The 15,952-nt window shown below is 43.0% G+C and carries 18 protein-coding genes and 1 riboswitch; of the genes, 14 read left to right on the top strand and 4 right to left on the bottom strand.

The genetic code is table 11. The features are described 5' to 3' along the window. The first annotated feature begins 208 nt into the window (after window positions 1-208). The 8 genes from metK to ACOFKR_RS16450 all read left to right on the top strand — a co-directional run bounded on the left by metK (window position 209) and on the right by ACOFKR_RS16450 (window position 5,348). Window positions 209-1,459, top strand: coding sequence for a methionine adenosyltransferase (metK, locus tag ACOFKR_RS16415; RefSeq protein ID WP_419801881.1), 1,251 nt, complete (start codon window positions 209-211; stop codon window positions 1,457-1,459). A 51-nt stretch (window positions 1,460-1,510) separates the two neighbouring features. Continuing rightward, window positions 1,511-2,431 (top strand): EamA family transporter, encoded by a 921-nt coding sequence (locus tag ACOFKR_RS16420; RefSeq protein ID WP_419801882.1) that lies wholly within the window; start codon window positions 1,511-1,513, stop codon window positions 2,429-2,431. Beyond that, complete coding sequence (locus tag ACOFKR_RS16425; protein ID WP_419801883.1) at window positions 2,400-3,029, top strand: NUDIX domain-containing protein; 630 nt, start codon at window positions 2,400-2,402, stop codon at window positions 3,027-3,029. The genes ACOFKR_RS16420 and ACOFKR_RS16425 overlap by 32 nt, the downstream gene beginning before the upstream one ends. Before the next feature lie 19 nt (window positions 3,030-3,048). After that, a complete protein-coding gene (locus ACOFKR_RS16430) occupies window positions 3,049-3,780 on the top strand; it encodes a lysophospholipid acyltransferase family protein (protein ID WP_419801884.1) in 732 nt (243 codons plus the stop codon). A 7-nt stretch (window positions 3,781-3,787) separates the two neighbouring features. After that, complete coding sequence (locus ACOFKR_RS16435) at window positions 3,788-4,186, top strand: VOC family protein (RefSeq protein ID WP_419801885.1); 399 nt, start codon at window positions 3,788-3,790, stop codon at window positions 4,184-4,186. A 321-nt stretch (window positions 4,187-4,507) separates the two neighbouring features. After that, window positions 4,508-4,708 (top strand): hypothetical protein, encoded by a 201-nt coding sequence (locus tag ACOFKR_RS16440; RefSeq protein WP_419801886.1) that lies wholly within the window; start codon window positions 4,508-4,510, stop codon window positions 4,706-4,708. Window positions 4,709-4,801: 93 nt separating this feature from the next. Then, window positions 4,802-5,032 (top strand): hypothetical protein, encoded by a 231-nt coding sequence (locus tag ACOFKR_RS16445; protein ID WP_419801887.1) that lies wholly within the window; start codon window positions 4,802-4,804, stop codon window positions 5,030-5,032. Beyond that, a complete protein-coding gene (locus ACOFKR_RS16450) occupies window positions 5,022-5,348 on the top strand; it encodes a type II toxin-antitoxin system RelE/ParE family toxin (RefSeq protein WP_419801888.1) in 327 nt (108 codons plus the stop codon). The genes ACOFKR_RS16445 and ACOFKR_RS16450 overlap by 11 nt, the downstream gene beginning before the upstream one ends. 50 nt (window positions 5,349-5,398) lie before the next feature. Here ACOFKR_RS16450 and ACOFKR_RS16455 read toward each other — a convergent pair whose 3' ends face one another. The 3 genes from ACOFKR_RS16455 to aspS form a co-directional block, all read right to left on the bottom strand. Further along, window positions 5,399-6,787: a M28 family peptidase gene (locus ACOFKR_RS16455; protein ID WP_419801889.1), complete on the bottom strand. Its 1,389-nt coding sequence runs from the start codon at window positions 6,785-6,787 to the stop codon at window positions 5,399-5,401. 224 nt (window positions 6,788-7,011) lie between these two features. After that, window positions 7,012-7,491 (bottom strand): FKBP-type peptidyl-prolyl cis-trans isomerase, encoded by a 480-nt coding sequence (locus ACOFKR_RS16460; protein WP_419801890.1) that lies wholly within the window; start codon window positions 7,489-7,491, stop codon window positions 7,012-7,014. Between the two features lie 22 nt (window positions 7,492-7,513). Continuing rightward, the gene (gene aspS / locus ACOFKR_RS16465) at window positions 7,514-9,298 is read right to left on the bottom strand and encodes an aspartate--tRNA ligase (RefSeq protein WP_419801891.1); all 1,785 of its coding nucleotides are present in this window, start codon (window positions 9,296-9,298) and stop codon (window positions 7,514-7,516) included. Between the two features lie 228 nt (window positions 9,299-9,526). Here aspS and ACOFKR_RS16470 point away from each other — a divergent pair, with 228 nt between their 5' ends. The 6 genes from ACOFKR_RS16470 (at window position 9,527) to ACOFKR_RS16495 (ending at window position 15,100) form a co-directional block, all read left to right on the top strand. Further along, window positions 9,527-9,724, top strand: coding sequence for a hypothetical protein (locus ACOFKR_RS16470; RefSeq protein ID WP_419801892.1), 198 nt, complete (start codon window positions 9,527-9,529; stop codon window positions 9,722-9,724). Further along, on the top strand, window positions 9,724-9,888 hold the full coding sequence (locus tag ACOFKR_RS16475) for a hypothetical protein (RefSeq protein WP_419801893.1): 165 nt from the start codon (window positions 9,724-9,726) through the stop codon (window positions 9,886-9,888). Before ACOFKR_RS16470 ends, ACOFKR_RS16475 begins: the two co-directional genes overlap by 1 nt. A 177-nt stretch (window positions 9,889-10,065) precedes the next feature. Beyond that, window positions 10,066-10,214, top strand: a riboswitch (TPP riboswitch). Window positions 10,215-10,269: 55 nt separating this feature from the next. Then, the gene (locus tag ACOFKR_RS16480; RefSeq protein WP_419801894.1) at window positions 10,270-12,654 is read left to right on the top strand and encodes a TonB-dependent receptor; all 2,385 of its coding nucleotides are present in this window, start codon (window positions 10,270-10,272) and stop codon (window positions 12,652-12,654) included. A 27-nt stretch (window positions 12,655-12,681) separates the two neighbouring features. Next, window positions 12,682-13,317, top strand: coding sequence for a nicotinamide riboside transporter PnuC (pnuC, locus tag ACOFKR_RS16485; RefSeq protein WP_419801895.1), 636 nt, complete (start codon window positions 12,682-12,684; stop codon window positions 13,315-13,317). 1 nt (window position 13,318) lies between these two features. Next, window positions 13,319-14,422 (top strand): acyl-CoA dehydrogenase, encoded by a 1,104-nt coding sequence (locus ACOFKR_RS16490; RefSeq protein WP_419801896.1) that lies wholly within the window; start codon window positions 13,319-13,321, stop codon window positions 14,420-14,422. 111 nt (window positions 14,423-14,533) lie between these two features. Next, entirely contained in the window at window positions 14,534-15,100 is a 567-nt protein-coding gene (locus ACOFKR_RS16495) for a thiamine diphosphokinase (RefSeq protein ID WP_419801897.1), read from the top strand. Here ACOFKR_RS16495 and ACOFKR_RS16500 read toward each other — a convergent pair. Further along, window positions 15,097-15,906 carry an SDR family oxidoreductase gene (locus ACOFKR_RS16500; RefSeq protein WP_419801898.1) on the bottom strand — a complete coding sequence of 270 codons (810 nt, stop codon included), beginning with the start codon at window positions 15,904-15,906 and terminating at the stop codon, window positions 15,097-15,099. The genes ACOFKR_RS16495 and ACOFKR_RS16500 overlap by 4 nt on opposite strands. Window positions 15,907-15,952 lie beyond the last annotated feature (46 nt).

The raw sequence follows: 15,952 nt of genomic DNA on the forward strand, positions 1-15,952 counted from the left end.
CATAAAAACAGCATCCGTTCCAGCACAAACAAAATTAAACCGGATAATCGATTTTATAAAATAATTTTAATTTTGCTGCCTGAAAGTGGACTGATTTGAATTGATTGCAACCACCTGAAAAAAAGTGCTAAAATGTATATTCTTTTCGTGCTGCGATCCTTCCCAACGGCTTCTTTTTGCATTTTTTAATTTTTTATAAAAAATAATTATGTCATATTTATTTACTTCCGAGTCTGTTTCGGAAGGACATCCTGATAAAGTTGCCGATCAGATTTCTGATGCCTTGATTGATAACTTTCTGGCCTTTGACCCTGATTCTAAAGTTGCCTGCGAAACGCTGGTTACCACCGGGCAGGTTATTTTGGCCGGGGAAGTAAAATCCAAAGCGTATCTGGATGTGCAAAAAATTGCCCGCGACGTGATCAATAAAATTGGCTATACCAAAGGCGATTACATGTTTGATGGCAGTTCCTGCGGCGTTTTATCGGCCATCCATGAGCAATCGCCGGATATTAACCAAGGTGTTGACCGGGAAGATAAAGCTTTGCAAGGTGCCGGCGATCAGGGGATGATGTTTGGTTATGCCACCAGCGAAACCGAAAATTATATGCCGCTGACTTTGGATATTGCACATGCTTTATTAATCGAGCTGGCCGCTATCCGCAGGGAAAATAATGAAATTAAATACCTGCGCCCGGATGCAAAATCTCAGGTGACGCTGGAATATGACGACAATAATCAGCCAATCCGTATTGATGCCATCGTAATTTCTACACAGCATGATGATTTTGACGAAGAAAAAATGATGCTTAATAAAATCCGCGAAGACATAATCAGCATTTTAATTCCGCGTGTTCAAGCAAAGTATCCTAAATATTCGCACTTTTTTAATGAGGAAATCAAATATCACATCAACCCAACCGGAAAATTTGTAATCGGCGGCCCGCACGGCGATACCGGTTTGACCGGCCGTAAAATTATTGTTGACACTTACGGCGGCAAAGGTGCGCATGGCGGCGGCGCGTTTTCCGGAAAAGACCCATCAAAAGTAGATCGTTCTGCGGCTTATGCCACGCGGCACATTGCCAAAAACCTGGTTGCCGCCGGGGTTTGTAACGAAGTATTGGTTCAGGTTTCGTATGCGATCGGCGTGGCGCAGCCGATGGGAATCTATATAAATACTTACGGAACAGGAAAAGTTGATCTGCACGACGGCGAAATTGCAGCAAAAGTTTCCGATATTTTTGATATGACGCCTTACGCCATCGAAACCCGTTTTAAACTGCGCAACCCAATCTATTCGGAAACGGCCGCTTATGGTCATTTTGGCAAATCACCGGAAACGGTAACCAAATCCTTTTTCAGCCCGAACGGCGAAGAAACCAAAATTGAGGTTGAACTTTTTACCTGGGAAAAACTGGACTATTTAGATAAGGTAAAAGAAGCGTTCGGTTTATAAGCCGATGCTTCTTTTAGCATACTTTTTTCGGGCTGATATTAAAATTTTCAGATGCAGCATAAGCCTTTGCTCCAGCGGCTGTTGCTGCTGTTTGCCTTCTTCAATATCTATATTATTTGGGGTTCTACCTACCTTGCGGTAACTTTTGGCCTGGCCGGTTTTCCGCCTTTTATTTTGGTTGGTCTGCGTTATCTCGTTGCCGGATTGATTTTGCTGATCTACGCCAAATCAAAAGGCGAAAATTTCCCGCCCAAAAAACTCCTTATAAAACAAGCATTCAGCGGCATTTTGATGCTGGTTGGCGGCACCGGGATGATTGCCTGGGCCGAACAATACATCACTTCCGGCCAAGCTGCAATTTTAGTGGCGACAGAACCGCTGTGGTTTTTGGTTTTAGATCGGAAACGCTGGCCCGAGTATTTTTCCGATAAATTTATCCTTTTGGGTTTGCTGGTGGGTTTTGCCGGGATTTTAATGTTCCTGAAGTCCGGTCATCTGCAAATCAACCATTCCCAAATCGGCCTGATTGCCACGTTTGTGGTTTTACTGAGCACAATTTGGTGGGTTTTGGGTTCATTGCTGATCAACAGCAGCCGCGGAAAAAGTTCTGTGATGATGAACAGCAGCGTGCAACTACTTTCTGCCGCAATAGTTTGCGCTTTGATTGCTGTTTTTACCCATGAAATTTCAGGCTTTTCCATTACACAAGTTCCTGCAAAATCCTGGCTAGCACTTTTATTTCTGATTATTTTCGGCTCACTGATCGCATATTTATCTTTCGTTTGGCTGATGACAAAGCGACCGCTGGCCATTATCAGCACGCATACGTATATTAATCCGGTTGTTGCGGTGTTTTTGGGATGGCTTTTTGCCAACGAACAATTACTAAAAGGCCAGCTTATCGGTTTACTTATTATTTTGGTTGGGATTTTACTCGTGAATGTCCCCGAATACCGAAAAGCTGCCGGTTGATTTTCCGATTAAATATTTTATTATTTTTACCTCTATGCAATCCGAAGAAAATCCCTGGAAAATCAATTCCGAAAAAAACATTTACGATAATCCCTGGATCAACATAACCGAATTTAAAGTGCTTAACCCGGCCGGAAACCCGGGGATTTACGGCAAAGTCCATTTCAAAAACAAAGCCATCGGAATTGTTGCTTTGGATGAAAACCAACATATTTATATGGTTGGCCAGTATCGTTTCCCGATCAATCAGTACAGTTGGGAATTGCCGGAAGGCGGCGGACCGTTAAATGCGGAACCATTAGATTCTGCCAGGCGTGAGCTGCTGGAAGAAACCGGCCTAAAAGCAGCAAAATGGACAGAACTCCTGCGGATGCATCTTTCCAATTCGGTTTGTGATGAAGAAGCGATCGTTTATCTCGCCCAAAACCTGCAACAATTTGAAGCCGAACCGGAAGAAACAGAGCAGCTGATTATTAAAAAAATGCCTTTTCTGGAAGTTTACCAAATGGTTTGCCGCGGCGAAATTACGGATGCCATTACGGTTGCCGCTGTTTTGAAAGTTCATATCTTGCTGGCAGAAAACCGATTACCTGTTTAAATCTGATGCTTCTTTTACCATGCAAAAACTGTTGAGTTATGGTTTAACGCCGCTGCACTACATCGCTTTTACTTTTTTTCTGCTGCTTTTCCATCCGCTGCAATGGCTTGCTTCCCGGTTTGGCTACAAAGCGCACAAATTTGTGGTTGATGTGTTGAACGCCTGCTTGATTTCTACGTATTATTTACTTGGTAATCCGGTGAGTTTTATCAATCATTTTAATTTACCGAAAAACCGTTCGATTATTTTTATTGCCAACCACCAGAGTTTGTACGACATTCCGCCGCTGATTTGGTTTCTGCGGAAGTATCACGCCAAATTTATCTCTAAAATCGAGCTGACCAAAGGCATCCCGTCCATTTCCTACAACCTGAAACATGGCGGCGGTGCCAATATCAACCGAAAAGACCCGCGACAGGCATTAACAGAACTGGCTAAATTAGGTACGCGGATGAAAGAAAACCGATGGTCAACCGTAATTTTCCCGGAAGGAACGCGCTCAAAAGATGGCGTTGTAAGAGATTTTCAAAGTGCCGGCGTGGCTACTTTGCTCAAAAAATGCCCGGAAGCTTTGCTGGTTCCAATTGTAATCCGCAATTCCTGGAAAATGGTACGCTTCGGCACTTTCCCGTTAGGAACTTTTTTAAAACTGGAATTTGAGGTTTTGGCGATGATCGAACCGGAACAGTCTGCAGAAATTTTGGTAAAGCATGTAGAAGCTTTAATTCAGAAAGCATTAGGACAGGATTGATTAAACCATGAAGCAGTTTATAGCACATTTTGCACTTGTTGTTGACGACTACGACAAAGCAATCCAATATTATACTGAAAAACTTGGTTTTATTTTGGTAGAGGATACTGTTTTAACTGCAACAAAGCGTTGGGTTTTAGTTGCACCGCCTGGTTCTACCGAATGCTGCGTTTTACTTGTAAGAGCAGCAGATGAAAAACAGAAGCTAAGCATTGGCAATCAAACAGGTGGTAGAGTTGGTTTTTTTCTGTACACAGACGATTTCAAAAGGGATTTTTCAAAAATGGTTGAGAACGGAATCGAATTTGTTCGAGAACCAAAGGAAGAACCATATGGTACTGTTACCGTTTTTAAAGATATTTATGGTAATCTGTGGGATTTGTTAGAGCCGGTTAAAAAATCTTAGAACCTGTTTAAATTTATAAAGAAAGAATGCCAATGCTTCTTTTACCCTATAAAAATTGGTGTCTGCATCAATTTTACTCAATCAAAAAACTAAAAAGCTTACCATTTTTTAGGTGATAAAAGAAGCATAGGAAGTAAACTGAACAAAAATTTAAATAAGCTTTTAGTATCAATAAGTTATAAACATTAGTGTTTTATGTCTTCCGGTAAAAACTTCATCGGCAAAAAAATGCCATTCACCGGCTTTTCTTACTGATTTGCCTAATACAGATTTAAAGGCGCAGCAATTAGTTTTTTCTTTGGTTCATCAAACCAACAGATCATGAAAAACTTCATCAGCAACACCAACCCGTTCATACTTCTTTTAGCACCTGTAATTTTGGCTTTGCTGCTGGGCATCCATTATGAACTGGAGCATTTGCGCGCTTTCCGGGTGGCCAGTGCCGAAACCATTTCTCTATTTTCCAACAGGATGAACCTGTTCCAAACCGTTTGCGAAGTGGTTAAGGAGCAGGTTTGGTAAGGATTTTTAGGTGGTAAAAGAAGCATTGGTATAAATCAACCTCCTGATTTCATAAACTTTATTTTGTATTTTTGAGTAACACTGAAAATCGACATGAGCGTACAGATTATACAAAATAGCAAAGGCAAACCTACCGGCGTTTTTATCCCGATCAAAGAGTGGAAAACGTTGAAAAAACAGTATCAGGATTTGGAACAACTGGAAGCTGAACCTGATAAAAGCCTGATTTTGATTGAATTAAAAGAAGCCATAACAGAATTACAATTGATTGAACAGGGCAAATTGAAAGCCCGGCCTGTAAAAGAACTGTTGGATGAGTTATGAAGTTGCTTCCATTCCTATTTTTGACAAACAAGTTAAACGGTTTATTAAAAAATATCCTTCTTTAAAAAAGGATTTATCTGATCTTGTTGAAAGCTTGGTTGATAGTCCAAATCAAGGCAAAGCACTTGGAAATAATTTTTTCAAGATACGTTTAGCTATTGCTTCCAAAGGAAAAGGAAAATCTGGTGGTGCGAGAATTATCACCTATTTAAAAATCACAGCGACAACAGTTTACCTTGCTACTATTTACGATAAATCTGATCAGGGTTCGATTTCAGATAAAGAACTGGAACGGATTTTCAGATTAGTTCCATAAAGCAAAATATTGACTACAAGATTTTTTAGCGATAAAAGAATCATCAGAATTTATCTTATCGGTTTCGGCACAACCGGCAAACTTTCGTGCCCCAATTCATCTACCGATTGTATAGCGAAAAAATAATTATCTTTCGAGTAATCCATCGTCGCTTTGGTATTCGTTACAAAAGTTTTAGTTTCCCAGTACGGACTGATGGTTTCCCGCATCAGCACATAATAACCGGCCGGTTTTTTGCCACTTTTTGGTGCTTCCCATTTCAATTGCGTTTTGTTGGTGAGGCCGCTGGTAATTACGCCCACATTTTGCGGTTCGGCCGGTGCCAAAGCTAAATTTGCTAACACAGAAAGGTTCATGCGGGCAACTTTTTGGATGTAATCATAATCGGCAAAATCCGGCAAATCACCATAATCTACGCCTTTTTCTTTGCGGACGTCCTGGTGCTGGCGGTTAAAATCTTCGTTCATTTCTGTAAAACGAACGGCGGTAAAACCGTTTTGCAAAAAAGGTGTCTGGTCGCCACCACGCAGAAAACGGTCTCGGCGGTAAATCATTTTTACATCAAGCTGCGCCACATAACGCTCGCCGATTTCTTTGGTGTAACGGGCCAACTGGCGCGACGGACTATCATTTTCGCCACCATTATTAACCAAAGAACTGATGGCGATACCGGCACGCCGCGCGGCCAAACTATCCGTTCTGGAAGCGATGGCCGTAGATGGCACGCCTTCGCTGAACACGCGCACACTACGGTTGTCTTTCAGCCCGGTTTCCATGCCGTAAGTGTTGCCCACAATATCGTTGTTCAGCATGGCATCCACGTTCCAGTTTTCGGCTTTGGCACGTTTGGCCACGTTGGTAGAACCGTTTAAACCCTGCTCCTCGCCTGCCACGGCCATAAAAATCAGGGTTGCTGGAAATTTCCGGGTAGCCATCACTCTGCAAAGTTCCATCGATAAAGCCGTTCCGGAAGCATCGTCCACCGCGCCGGGTTCAACTGCATTAGCGTTCATTATATCGTTTACACGGGAATCATAATGGCCGGAAACTACGTAAATCCGAGTATCGTTCGGGTCGGTCCCTTTTAGCGTGGCCAGCACGTTTTTCAGCACCGTTGGCTTATCAATCCGGCCGCCCGCAGGCTGGATAAACGTATCAAAATCAACCCGCATCCTTCCGCCGGAAGCTTTGGCGTAGCTTTCCATTTCTGCTTTGATCCAGTTTCGGGCTGCACCGATGCCGGTGGTTTTGCTGGTGGTATCGCTTAAAGTATGCCTGGTTTTAAAACTGACCAGCTTTCTGACAATCGTTTCGATATTTTTAGCCGAAACCTCGTCCACCATTTTACTGATTTGCGGATCCTGGCGAATGATGGTTGTTTGCGCAAAAGCAGAAATACTTATGGTAAGTAAAAAAGTGCCGAGTACCGTTTTTTTCATCTGATTTTATTGTTGAAGGGATTGATGATTTGACAATGCTTCTTTTATCACCTAAAATTTAGCATCAACCCAAATTAAAAGTTAAAAATTTTAGTAAGCTGTAACAAATTTGTTAAGACTGGTTAAAATACGCTTTCTTTTGGTTAAAAGCACTGGATTTTATACGATAAAAGCAGCATGACATATCATCATGCTGCTTTTTGTGCGGTAAAAGAAGTATTAATTTAGCCTTGAACTTGAAATAAATCAATAGTAAATATCAGTACAGTGTTTGGCGGTATAGAATCTCTTCCAGCAGGGCCATAAGCTAATGCGGAAGGAATGTATAAAATAATGCGGCCACCCGACTTGATAAACGGAATACCAATTTGCCAGCCTTTGATTACTCCACTTAATGGAAAACTTATATTTGGAACTGTTTGAAAAACTGTTTTATCCAAATATTGTCCTGTGTAAGCCACACGAACAGTGGAATTTATAGTTGGAGCAGTTCCGCTTCCGGGATCAACAACTACATAATATAAACCAGACGCATCTTTGGTAGCAATAATTTTATCTGCAGCCAGATAAGCCTGAATCTTATCATCATCAATTTTAGCTTGCACAGCCGGATCAACAGTTGGTGTAGTTGTAGCAGTGTCACTTTTTTTACATGCCGAAAAAAGTATGGTAAAAACAGCAAAAAATAATAAGTATTTTTTCATGTAGAAGTTTTGTTGGTAACGGTTAAGCAGTTGTTTTTATTTTTAGTTCGTTCAATTGTTTTTGGTCGATGGTGGATGGCGAATCAATCATCACATCCCGGCCCGAATTGTTTTTGGGGAAAGCGATTACATCACGGATGGAATCCAGTCCGGCAAAAATCGAGCACAAACGATCAAAACCAAAAGCCAGACCACCATGCGGCGGCGCGCCAAACTCAAACGCATCCAGTAAAAAGCCAAATTGTTTTTGTGCTTCTTCTGCGGAGAAACCCAAATGTTTGAACATCAAAGCCTGCAAACTTTTATCGTGGATACGAATGGAGCCGCCGCCAACTTCTGTTCCGTTAATCACCAGATCGTAAGCATTGGCGCGTACTTCTCCGGGATTGGTTTCCAGCAGCGTTAGATCTTCCGGTTTTGGCGACGTGAAGGGATGGTGCATCGCGTGATAACGTTCGGTTTCTTCGTCCCATTCCAGCAACGGAAAATCCAAAACCCAAAGTGGCGAAAACGTATTTTTATCGCGCAAACCCAAACGTGTGCCCATTTCCAAACGCAATTCGTTCAGTTGCTTGCGTGTTTTCTCTTTTTTACCTGCTAAAAGAAGCATCAGATCGCCGGGTTCTGCTTCAAAAGCCGTTGCCCAGTTTTTCAAATCTTCTTCACTGTAAAACTTATCTACGGAAGATTTTAAAGTTCCATCCAAATTATAACGCAAATAAATTAAACCCGTAGCACCAATTTGCGGGCGTTTGATATAATCTGTCAGCTCGTCCAGTTGCTTGCGTGTGTAGGAAGCGCAATTTTTTGCATTGATGCCAACAATTAGTTCAGCTTGTTCAAAAACAGGGAAAGTTGCCTCACCGCCGCCTCTCCAAAGGAGAGGAGCCTCGCTTGCAGACTTAATAGTGTTTTTAAGCTCTACAAATTGCATCCCAAAACGTGTGTCCGGTTTATCAGAACCGTACAAACGCATGGCTTCGGCGTAAGTCATGCGCGGCACTTCTATCAAATTAATTCCTTTTACATTTTTGAATAAAGTGCGCACCAAACCTTCAAAAACATTCAAAATATCTTCCTGCGTGATGAAGGACATTTCGCAATCGATTTGCGTAAATTCAGGCTGCCGGTCTGCGCGTAAATCTTCATCGCGGAAGCATTTTACAATCTGAAAATAACGGTCGAAACCGGAAACCATCAGCAATTGCTTAAAGGTTTGCGGCGATTGCGGCAACGCGTAAAATTCACCCGGGTTCATGCGGCTCGGTACCACAAAATCACGTGCACCTTCTGGCGTAGATTTAATTAAAACCGGCGTTTCTACTTCGATAAAATCCAGTCCGTCTAAATATTTACGTATTTCCTGCGCCATTTTGTGGCGCAAAATCAGGTTATTTCTAATCGGGTTTCTGCGGAGATCGAGATAACGATATTTGGCGCGCAACTCTTCGCCGCCGTCGGTTTCATCCTCAATTAAAAAAGGCGGAATTTTAGATTGATTTAAAATTTCCAGCTCAGCAACCGCAATTTCAATTTCGCCCGTCGGGATTTTGAGGTTTTTGTTGGAACGTTCGATTACTTTTCCGGTGGCTTTGATCACAAACTCGCGGCCTAAAGTACGGGCCAGCTCTTTGATCTCCGCAGTAGTTTCATCATTAAAAACCAATTGCGTGATGCCATAACGATCACGCACATCCATAAAAGTAGTTCCGCCTAAATCGCGCGATTTTTGTACCCAGCCGCATAGCGTAACCATTTTACCAAGATCGTTTAAAGTTAATTCGCCGCAAGTATTTGTTCTGAGCATCGTTATGCTTTTTTGTTTGAAGCTGCAAAAGTAGGGTTTTTGGTGGAAAGGTTTCAAGGTTAAAGGCGGAAAGGTGAAGGGTAGAAAGGCTTAACGCAAACAACACTAATTTTTAGGTGATAAAAGAAGTATGGTTGTTTGTTCCGGCTAAGCGGAAAGTAGGTTACGATAATTTTATCGATAAACAACTTTCAAAATTAAACGTATATTTGTTTTAACTGATTCATCATGACAACGATAAGCATTAAAATCCCTGAAAGCAAAGCTGCCGATGTTGCTTCTTATATTCAAAAAATTGGTGGTGAAGTTGTAAAAGAAAATAGGTTTACGGCTAATTCTACCGAGCAAAAAGAGGAAGATGAAGTTACGCACGAATCTTTTTTCGGTGAAAATATCAAAAGGGTAATCAACGCTTTTAAATCCTGATGACAACCACACCATCCAAACTGAAAATTAAAGTTCAGATTGGAATTACAGCGGTTCTGCTATTGTTTTGTATTTATATCATCGCAACCGAGCCTGCCAATAGCGATAAGTTAAAATGGGCTTTTGGCATTGTTGGCATTATCATTGGTTATTGGTTGAAATAACTTTTGTCAGGATACTTCAAATACTCCGGACTTTCGGTCTTTCTCTCTTCCGGACTTCCTTTCTTCTCTCTTTTTCCAAATTAAAAAACTATCTTTGCCCAAATTCTCAAGGGGTGCCTTGCTTGGTAATAGTTTTCGATCTGCAGGTCGTTATCTACCAACTGAAAAACAGGCTGAGATCAAACCCAGAGAAGCTGATAGCCAGTAGCTGTCAGCAATCAGAGATCAGCTATTGGGCTGAAAGCTGATTGCTGAAAGCCGAAAGTTCTCCGCTTTTCGCACCTGATCCGGGTAATGCCGGCGTAGGGAGAGGTAAAGTTAAGTGTACTGCGCGTTCGCCCTGGCGCGGAGATGGTTTAACTACAGTTTATTATTTACATTTTGAAAAAATTTCTATTGGCTTTTACAGCCTTGCTGCTGCCATTTTTGGCCGCGGCGCAGTTTTCCCTGTCGGGGAAAATTACGGATGCACTAACCGGCGAAACTTTGCCCGGCGCATCCGTCGTCATCGAAAAAACACCTATAAAAACAGCATCGAACGAGAACGGAAATTATCAGTTCCGGAATTTGAAAAACGGCAGTTATGATTTGACCGTCAGCTACATCGGTTACCAACAAATACGGCAAACGGTCGGCATCAGCCAAAATCAAACCCAAAATTTTGCCCTTAAAAGAAGCACCATACAGGCAGATGAAGTTTTTGTGCGCGCCACCCGGACCAGCGCAAAATCCGGCTTCACCTACACCAACCTCAGCAAAAAAGAACTCGCCAAAAATAATTTAGGCCAGGATTTGCCTTATCTGCTCAACCAAACGCCTTCCGTGGTAATTACTTCGGATGCTGGCGCAGGCGTAGGTTATACCGGCATCCGCATCCGTGGTTCTGATGCTACGCGCATCAATGTAACTTTAAACGGTATTCCGCTTAATGATGCCGAAAGTCAGGGCAGTTATTTTATTGATCTGCCCGATCTGGCTTCTTCGGTAGATAACATCCAGATTCAGCGCGGCGTGGGCACTTCTACTAATGGTGCGGGTGCTTTTGGGGCGAGTTTGAATATCCAGACCACCACTCGGCAGGATTCTGCTTACGCGCAACTGGACAACTCGGCTGGTTCTTATGGCACGGTTAAAAACACGGTTGGTTTAGGTTCGGGTTTGGTTGCCAATCATTTTACGTTTGACGGAAGGTTATCGCGCGTTCATTCTGATGGTTACATTGACCGCGCTTCGTCTGACCTGAAATCCTACTTCCTTTCCGGTGCTTATTACGGCAAAAATACATTGATCAGATTAAACGTTTTCTCCGGGTCAGAAAAAACTTATCAGGCCTGGGATGGTGTTTCCGAAGAGAATATCATGGCCGGAAACCGTACTTACAATGATTTGGGTTTGATGCCAAACGGCGAGTTCTACAAAAACCAAACAGATAATTACACCCAAAACCATTATCAATTATTGTTCAACCAAAAGCTTTCTGACAAATTATCGTTCAACGGTGCGTTGCATTATACGCAGGGCAGCGGTTATTACGAGGAATATAAAACTGCCCAGCCTTTTGCAAAATATAATTTAACACCGGTAATTACGGGCGTGGATACAACAGACTTGGTCAGAAGGCTTTGGCTCACCAATTACTTCTATGGCGTTACGTACAACCTGGATTATCAGGCCAGGAAAAACCTGAACTTTACGCTGGGCGGTGCTTACAACGAATACCGCGGCCAGCATTATAACCGCATTGAGTGGACGCAGCAAAGCACCAACATTTCGCCGGATTACGAATATTCGCGCAACAATGCTTTTAAGACGGATTTCAACATTTTCGGGAAAGTAAATTACCAGTTAGGCCGCTTAAATCTTTATGCTGATTTGCAGTACCGGCACATCTATTATTCGTTTTTGGGCTACGATCAAAACCTGAACAACGTGCAGCAATCCGCGCAGCTAAACTTTTTCAACCCAAAATTGGGCTTAAATTTTCAGCTCAACCCAACCAATAACCTGTATGCTTCTTTTGCGGTAGGAAATCATGAACCGAACCGTGATGATTACGTTGGCTCTACGGCATCCAGCCGCCCAAAAGCAGAAACTTTGTATGATTTTGAAGCCGGCTACCGCACGCAGCAAGGCGTTTTCAGTGGTGGCGTCAACGGTTTTTATATGTTGTATGATAATCAATTGGTTTTGACGGGAAGTTTGAACGATGTGGGCGCGGCCATCCGCAGCAACGTAAAAACCAGCTACCGCGCCGGTCTGGAGTTTGACGGGCGCGTACAGATCGCGCAGCCTTTGTACTGGTCGGTTGCGGCAGCTTTAAGTACCAATAAAGTGAAAAACTTCCGGCAGTATTTGTACAATTATGATAACGACCAAACCGTTTTAAATCAGCAATATAAAAAAACGGACATTGCGTATTCGCCGGATTTTGTGGGTTCGAGCGAGATTGGTTACCGCCCAATTAAAGGCGGCGAAATTGCCTTCATCAGCAAATATGTGAGCAAGCAATTTCTGGACAATACTTCCAGCGATGACCGTAAACTAAACGCTTTTTTTGTGAACAACCTGCGTTTTCGTTATACTTTCAACCTAAAAGCGGTTAAAAATATTACGGCAACTTTTTTAATCAACAATATTTTCAGCGAAAAATACGAGCCAAATGGTGCCGTTTACCCGGATATCGAAGGCGGAAAAGTTGTGAATTACAATTATTATTATCCGCAGGCACCGCGCAATTTTCTGGCTGGTTTAAGTGTCAGGTTTTAGGTAGATAAAAACAGCATCCGCAGAAATATGAACCTACATTACTGGTTGCAACTGCTTGCAGAACAGTTAAAAGAAACCGGCTGGCTGCAATGGCTGGCCGTGTTTTTTGGCGTGGCCGAAGTTTTATTGGCAAAAAGAAACAATGTTTTGCTGTACCCGGCGGGCTTGATCGGCACGCTGCTTTCCATCGTTTTGCTGCTGGAAGCAAAATTATATGCCGAAACTTTGCTCAACTTATATTATATTGTAATGAGCATTTACGGCTGGTGGTTTTGGCTGAAAAAACGTGATGAGCCGCCCGTCCCGATCTCCTACACCACCAAAAACGAATGGCTGGTTTGCCTGCTGATTACCGCTGGCGGCTGGGCGATACTGTTTTTAGCCATTAAAAATTATACCGATTCCAACGTGCCTGGTTGGGATGCCTGGGTTTCATCAACCGCCTGGGCAGGCACCTGGCTGCTGGCACGCCGGAAGATCGAAAACTGGTTGGTCCTCAACCTCAGTAATCTGTTTGCCATGCCGCTGCTGTTTTACAAAAACCTGCCGCTGTTTGCTTTACTTACTATTTTTCTGTTTGTGGTGGCTATTTTTGGTTATTTTGATTGGAAAAAGATTTACCGGCACGCTCTTCGCACCTCACGCCCCGAACCAAATTTCTAACATGCAAGTTTCTCATCCTTCCCAATTACTTCAACCCGAATGGGCCGAAATTATCCGATCGGAAGCGACAGTAGCCGAACGGACAGGCTTGCTTCAGCCCAAACAATTGCAACTGATTTACCAGCAGCAATGGTTTAAGTTATTGGTGCCCGAAGTTTATTCCGGCTACCAGAAATCCTTGCCGGAAATGGTGCAGTTAGAAGAAAGCCTGGCTTGGGCTGATGGCAGTTTCGGCTGGGTGGTTACCTTGTGCAGCGGCGCGGGCTGGTTTGCCGGTTTTATGCCGGTAAAAGAAGCATCGGCTATTTTTGAAAATCCAAAAGTTTGCCTGGCAGGAAGCGGCGCATCCAACGGAACGGCTACAATTTCGGGCAATGGTTTTGTGCTGAACGGAAGCTGGAAATATGCCAGCGGCGCACAACATGCCACGCATTTCACCGCAAATTGTGTGGTAAAAGAAGCACAGGAAACGGTTTTAGGCGAAGATGGAAACCCGCGAATCCTATCGTTCATTATCGATAAAAAAGATGTAAAACTCATAACCGCCTGGAAATATACGGGCATGATGGGCACCGGAAGCGACGCTTTCGAGATCAACAATTTGAAGGTTTCTGCTGACCGGAGTTTCAGGATCAACCCGGATTTTGCTTTAGTTGACCAACCTTTATACCGCTATCCGTTTTTGCAATTGGCAGAAGCTACTTTGGCGGCCAACTTATCTGGAATGGCTATTCATTTTATGAATTTGGCAGAAGTTATTTTTCAGGAGAAACTGGGTTTAAATAAGCTTTCCATCAACCAAAAAACAGTTTTGAGAAACACGTTCCGCCGCCTGGAAACAGAGTTTGGCCAACTCCGGGAAGCATTTTATTTCGCCCTAAACAAATCCTGGTCCACGCCAAACAACGAAAAAAGTACGCTAAAAGAAGCATTGCAGGAAGTGAGCAAAACCAGCCGGTTGCTTGCCAAAAAAGCCCGAGAAACTGTTGATCAATTGTATCCTTTTTGCGGGCTGCAGGCAGCCAGTCCGGATACGGAAATCAACCGCGTTTGGCGCGATTTCCATACGGCCGGGCAGCATAGTTTGCTCACATTTTTGGAGTGAGGAAAGGGCAAAGCTGGAAAGGTTAAGGATTAAAAGGAATATGCAATAATCTTAAACGCTTTTTGCCATTTCTACCTTTGCCCTTTTTACCTTTGCCCTTTAACCTTAAAAATGTCGTCCCACCACATCGTCCGCGAAAAACAAGAACCTGCACTGCTAATTTTGGATTTAACTGATTTTGAGGAAGAACATTTAGGCCAGCTTTTAGAATGGAGCCCGACCGTTTTAGTGAATGACGGATCGGCAGAAAAAATGCAAAGTTTGGGGATTAAGTTTGATGTGCTGCTGACGGTAACCGAGAACAGGTTTTTGCAGGAACATCTCCGCGTTGTACCAATCCTGGAAAACGCTTTAAAAACCGGTTTGCAGTTTTTGGTTGATGAAAAATATCCGGCCGTCAATATTATTACCGGTAAAAGAAGCATGGCCGATTTTTTGGTTTTTGCCGACCGGATCACGCTGGTTATTTTCAGCCAAAACCAAAAAATTTACCCAATAAGCAGTGGTTTCAACAAGTGGAAAACTACCGGGGAACGGATCGAAATCATTCATCCGCCAAAAGATTTAAGCTTTGAGGGTTTGGATCAGATCAGCCATAATCAATATCAAACCAAAGCCGACGGGTTTTTTACGCTGAAGTTTGCACAGCCGCTTTTGTTTATTGCAGAAGAGGTTTAAAACGCGGCCGGATCATCCAAGCATTTCATTAAATCAGGATATTGAAACCGGTAATCAAAATCAGCAATGATTTTTTGCGGACTGACGATTTTCCAATCCGTTTTCTCGTCTAAAAATTCCGGTGCGGCCAAACCCATTTTTAAAATGGCTTTACTGTAAAATTCTTTTTTGGTTGGGTGCGATGGCGCAACGGCATTATAAACGCCGGTTTCAGGCTGATTCAAAATGGCTTCGATCAAGCCTAAACAGTCCTGCAAATGGATTAAGTTGACCGGTACCAAACCGTTCGGGATGCTGTTTTTATCCTTGAAAAACCTGCCCGGGTTTCTGTCCGGGCCAAACAGACCGCCAAAACGAACCACCGTTGTTTGCAAATTTTTAGTCGATAAAAACAGCATTTCTGCCTGTGCCAGTTCTGATGGAACGGTGGGCCCGGTCTCGGTAACTTCCCGGCAAACATCGCCGTAAACAGATGTAGAACTGATAAAAACCACTTTGCGCACTTTAGTATTTTCAATGGCCAACAGCAAATGCCGCATTTTTTCCAGATACCCGCTCTGTCCGCTTTTGCGCGATGGCGGCACGTTGATAAACAACACATCACTTTCAAAAAAAGCATCCGGAAAAGTAGTTTCAGCATCAGCCAGTATTAAAAATGCGTCAATTCCGGCGTTTTGCAGCAACATAATTTTTTGCAAAGTTGTGGTAGAACCTTTTACCTGCCAGCCATTTTTAAGCAGACTTTTGGCCAGCGGGAAACCGAGCCAGCCACAGCCTAAAATGCTTATTTTTTTATCCATGTTCATGGCTTCAAATATAAATCAAAACTAAATTGGCATCAGCTTTGTAACT

This window comes from Mucilaginibacter sp. (assembly GCF_965201005.1).
In the GTDB taxonomy this organism is placed as follows: Bacteria; Bacteroidota; Bacteroidia; order Sphingobacteriales; family Sphingobacteriaceae; genus Mucilaginibacter_A.

What these genes read in the sequence shown, in the direction of transcription:
- ACOFKR_RS16490 (WP_419801896.1), top strand. Translation starts at nt 13,319, where the DNA reads ATGCAAGTTTCTCATCCTTCCCAATTACTTCAACCCGAATGGGCCGAA.
- ACOFKR_RS16470 (WP_419801892.1), top strand. Translation starts at nt 9,527, where the DNA reads ATGACAACGATAAGCATTAAAATCCCTGAAAGCAAAGCTGCCGATGTT.
- ACOFKR_RS16455 (WP_419801889.1), bottom strand. Translation starts at nt 6,787, where the DNA reads ATGAAAAAAACGGTACTCGGCACTTTTTTACTTACCATAAGTATTTCT.
- ACOFKR_RS16440 (WP_419801886.1), top strand. Translation starts at nt 4,508, where the DNA reads ATGAAAAACTTCATCAGCAACACCAACCCGTTCATACTTCTTTTAGCA.
- ACOFKR_RS16500 (WP_419801898.1), bottom strand. Translation starts at nt 15,906, where the DNA reads ATGAACATGGATAAAAAAATAAGCATTTTAGGCTGTGGCTGGCTCGGT.
- ACOFKR_RS16430 (WP_419801884.1), top strand. Translation starts at nt 3,049, where the DNA reads ATGCAAAAACTGTTGAGTTATGGTTTAACGCCGCTGCACTACATCGCT.
- ACOFKR_RS16445 (WP_419801887.1), top strand. Translation starts at nt 4,802, where the DNA reads ATGAGCGTACAGATTATACAAAATAGCAAAGGCAAACCTACCGGCGTT.
- ACOFKR_RS16495 (WP_419801897.1), top strand. Translation starts at nt 14,534, where the DNA reads ATGTCGTCCCACCACATCGTCCGCGAAAAACAAGAACCTGCACTGCTA.
- pnuC (WP_419801895.1), top strand. Translation starts at nt 12,682, where the DNA reads ATGAACCTACATTACTGGTTGCAACTGCTTGCAGAACAGTTAAAAGAA.
- ACOFKR_RS16475 (WP_419801893.1), top strand. Translation starts at nt 9,724, where the DNA reads ATGACAACCACACCATCCAAACTGAAAATTAAAGTTCAGATTGGAATT.
- aspS (WP_419801891.1), bottom strand. Translation starts at nt 9,298, where the DNA reads ATGCTCAGAACAAATACTTGCGGCGAATTAACTTTAAACGATCTTGGT.
- ACOFKR_RS16425 (WP_419801883.1), top strand. Translation starts at nt 2,400, where the DNA reads ATGTCCCCGAATACCGAAAAGCTGCCGGTTGATTTTCCGATTAAATAT.
- ACOFKR_RS16435 (WP_419801885.1), top strand. Translation starts at nt 3,788, where the DNA reads ATGAAGCAGTTTATAGCACATTTTGCACTTGTTGTTGACGACTACGAC.
- ACOFKR_RS16420 (WP_419801882.1), top strand. Translation starts at nt 1,511, where the DNA reads ATGCAGCATAAGCCTTTGCTCCAGCGGCTGTTGCTGCTGTTTGCCTTC.
- ACOFKR_RS16450 (WP_419801888.1), top strand. Translation starts at nt 5,022, where the DNA reads ATGAGTTATGAAGTTGCTTCCATTCCTATTTTTGACAAACAAGTTAAA.
- ACOFKR_RS16460 (WP_419801890.1), bottom strand. Translation starts at nt 7,491, where the DNA reads ATGAAAAAATACTTATTATTTTTTGCTGTTTTTACCATACTTTTTTCG.
- metK (WP_419801881.1), top strand. Translation starts at nt 209, where the DNA reads ATGTCATATTTATTTACTTCCGAGTCTGTTTCGGAAGGACATCCTGAT.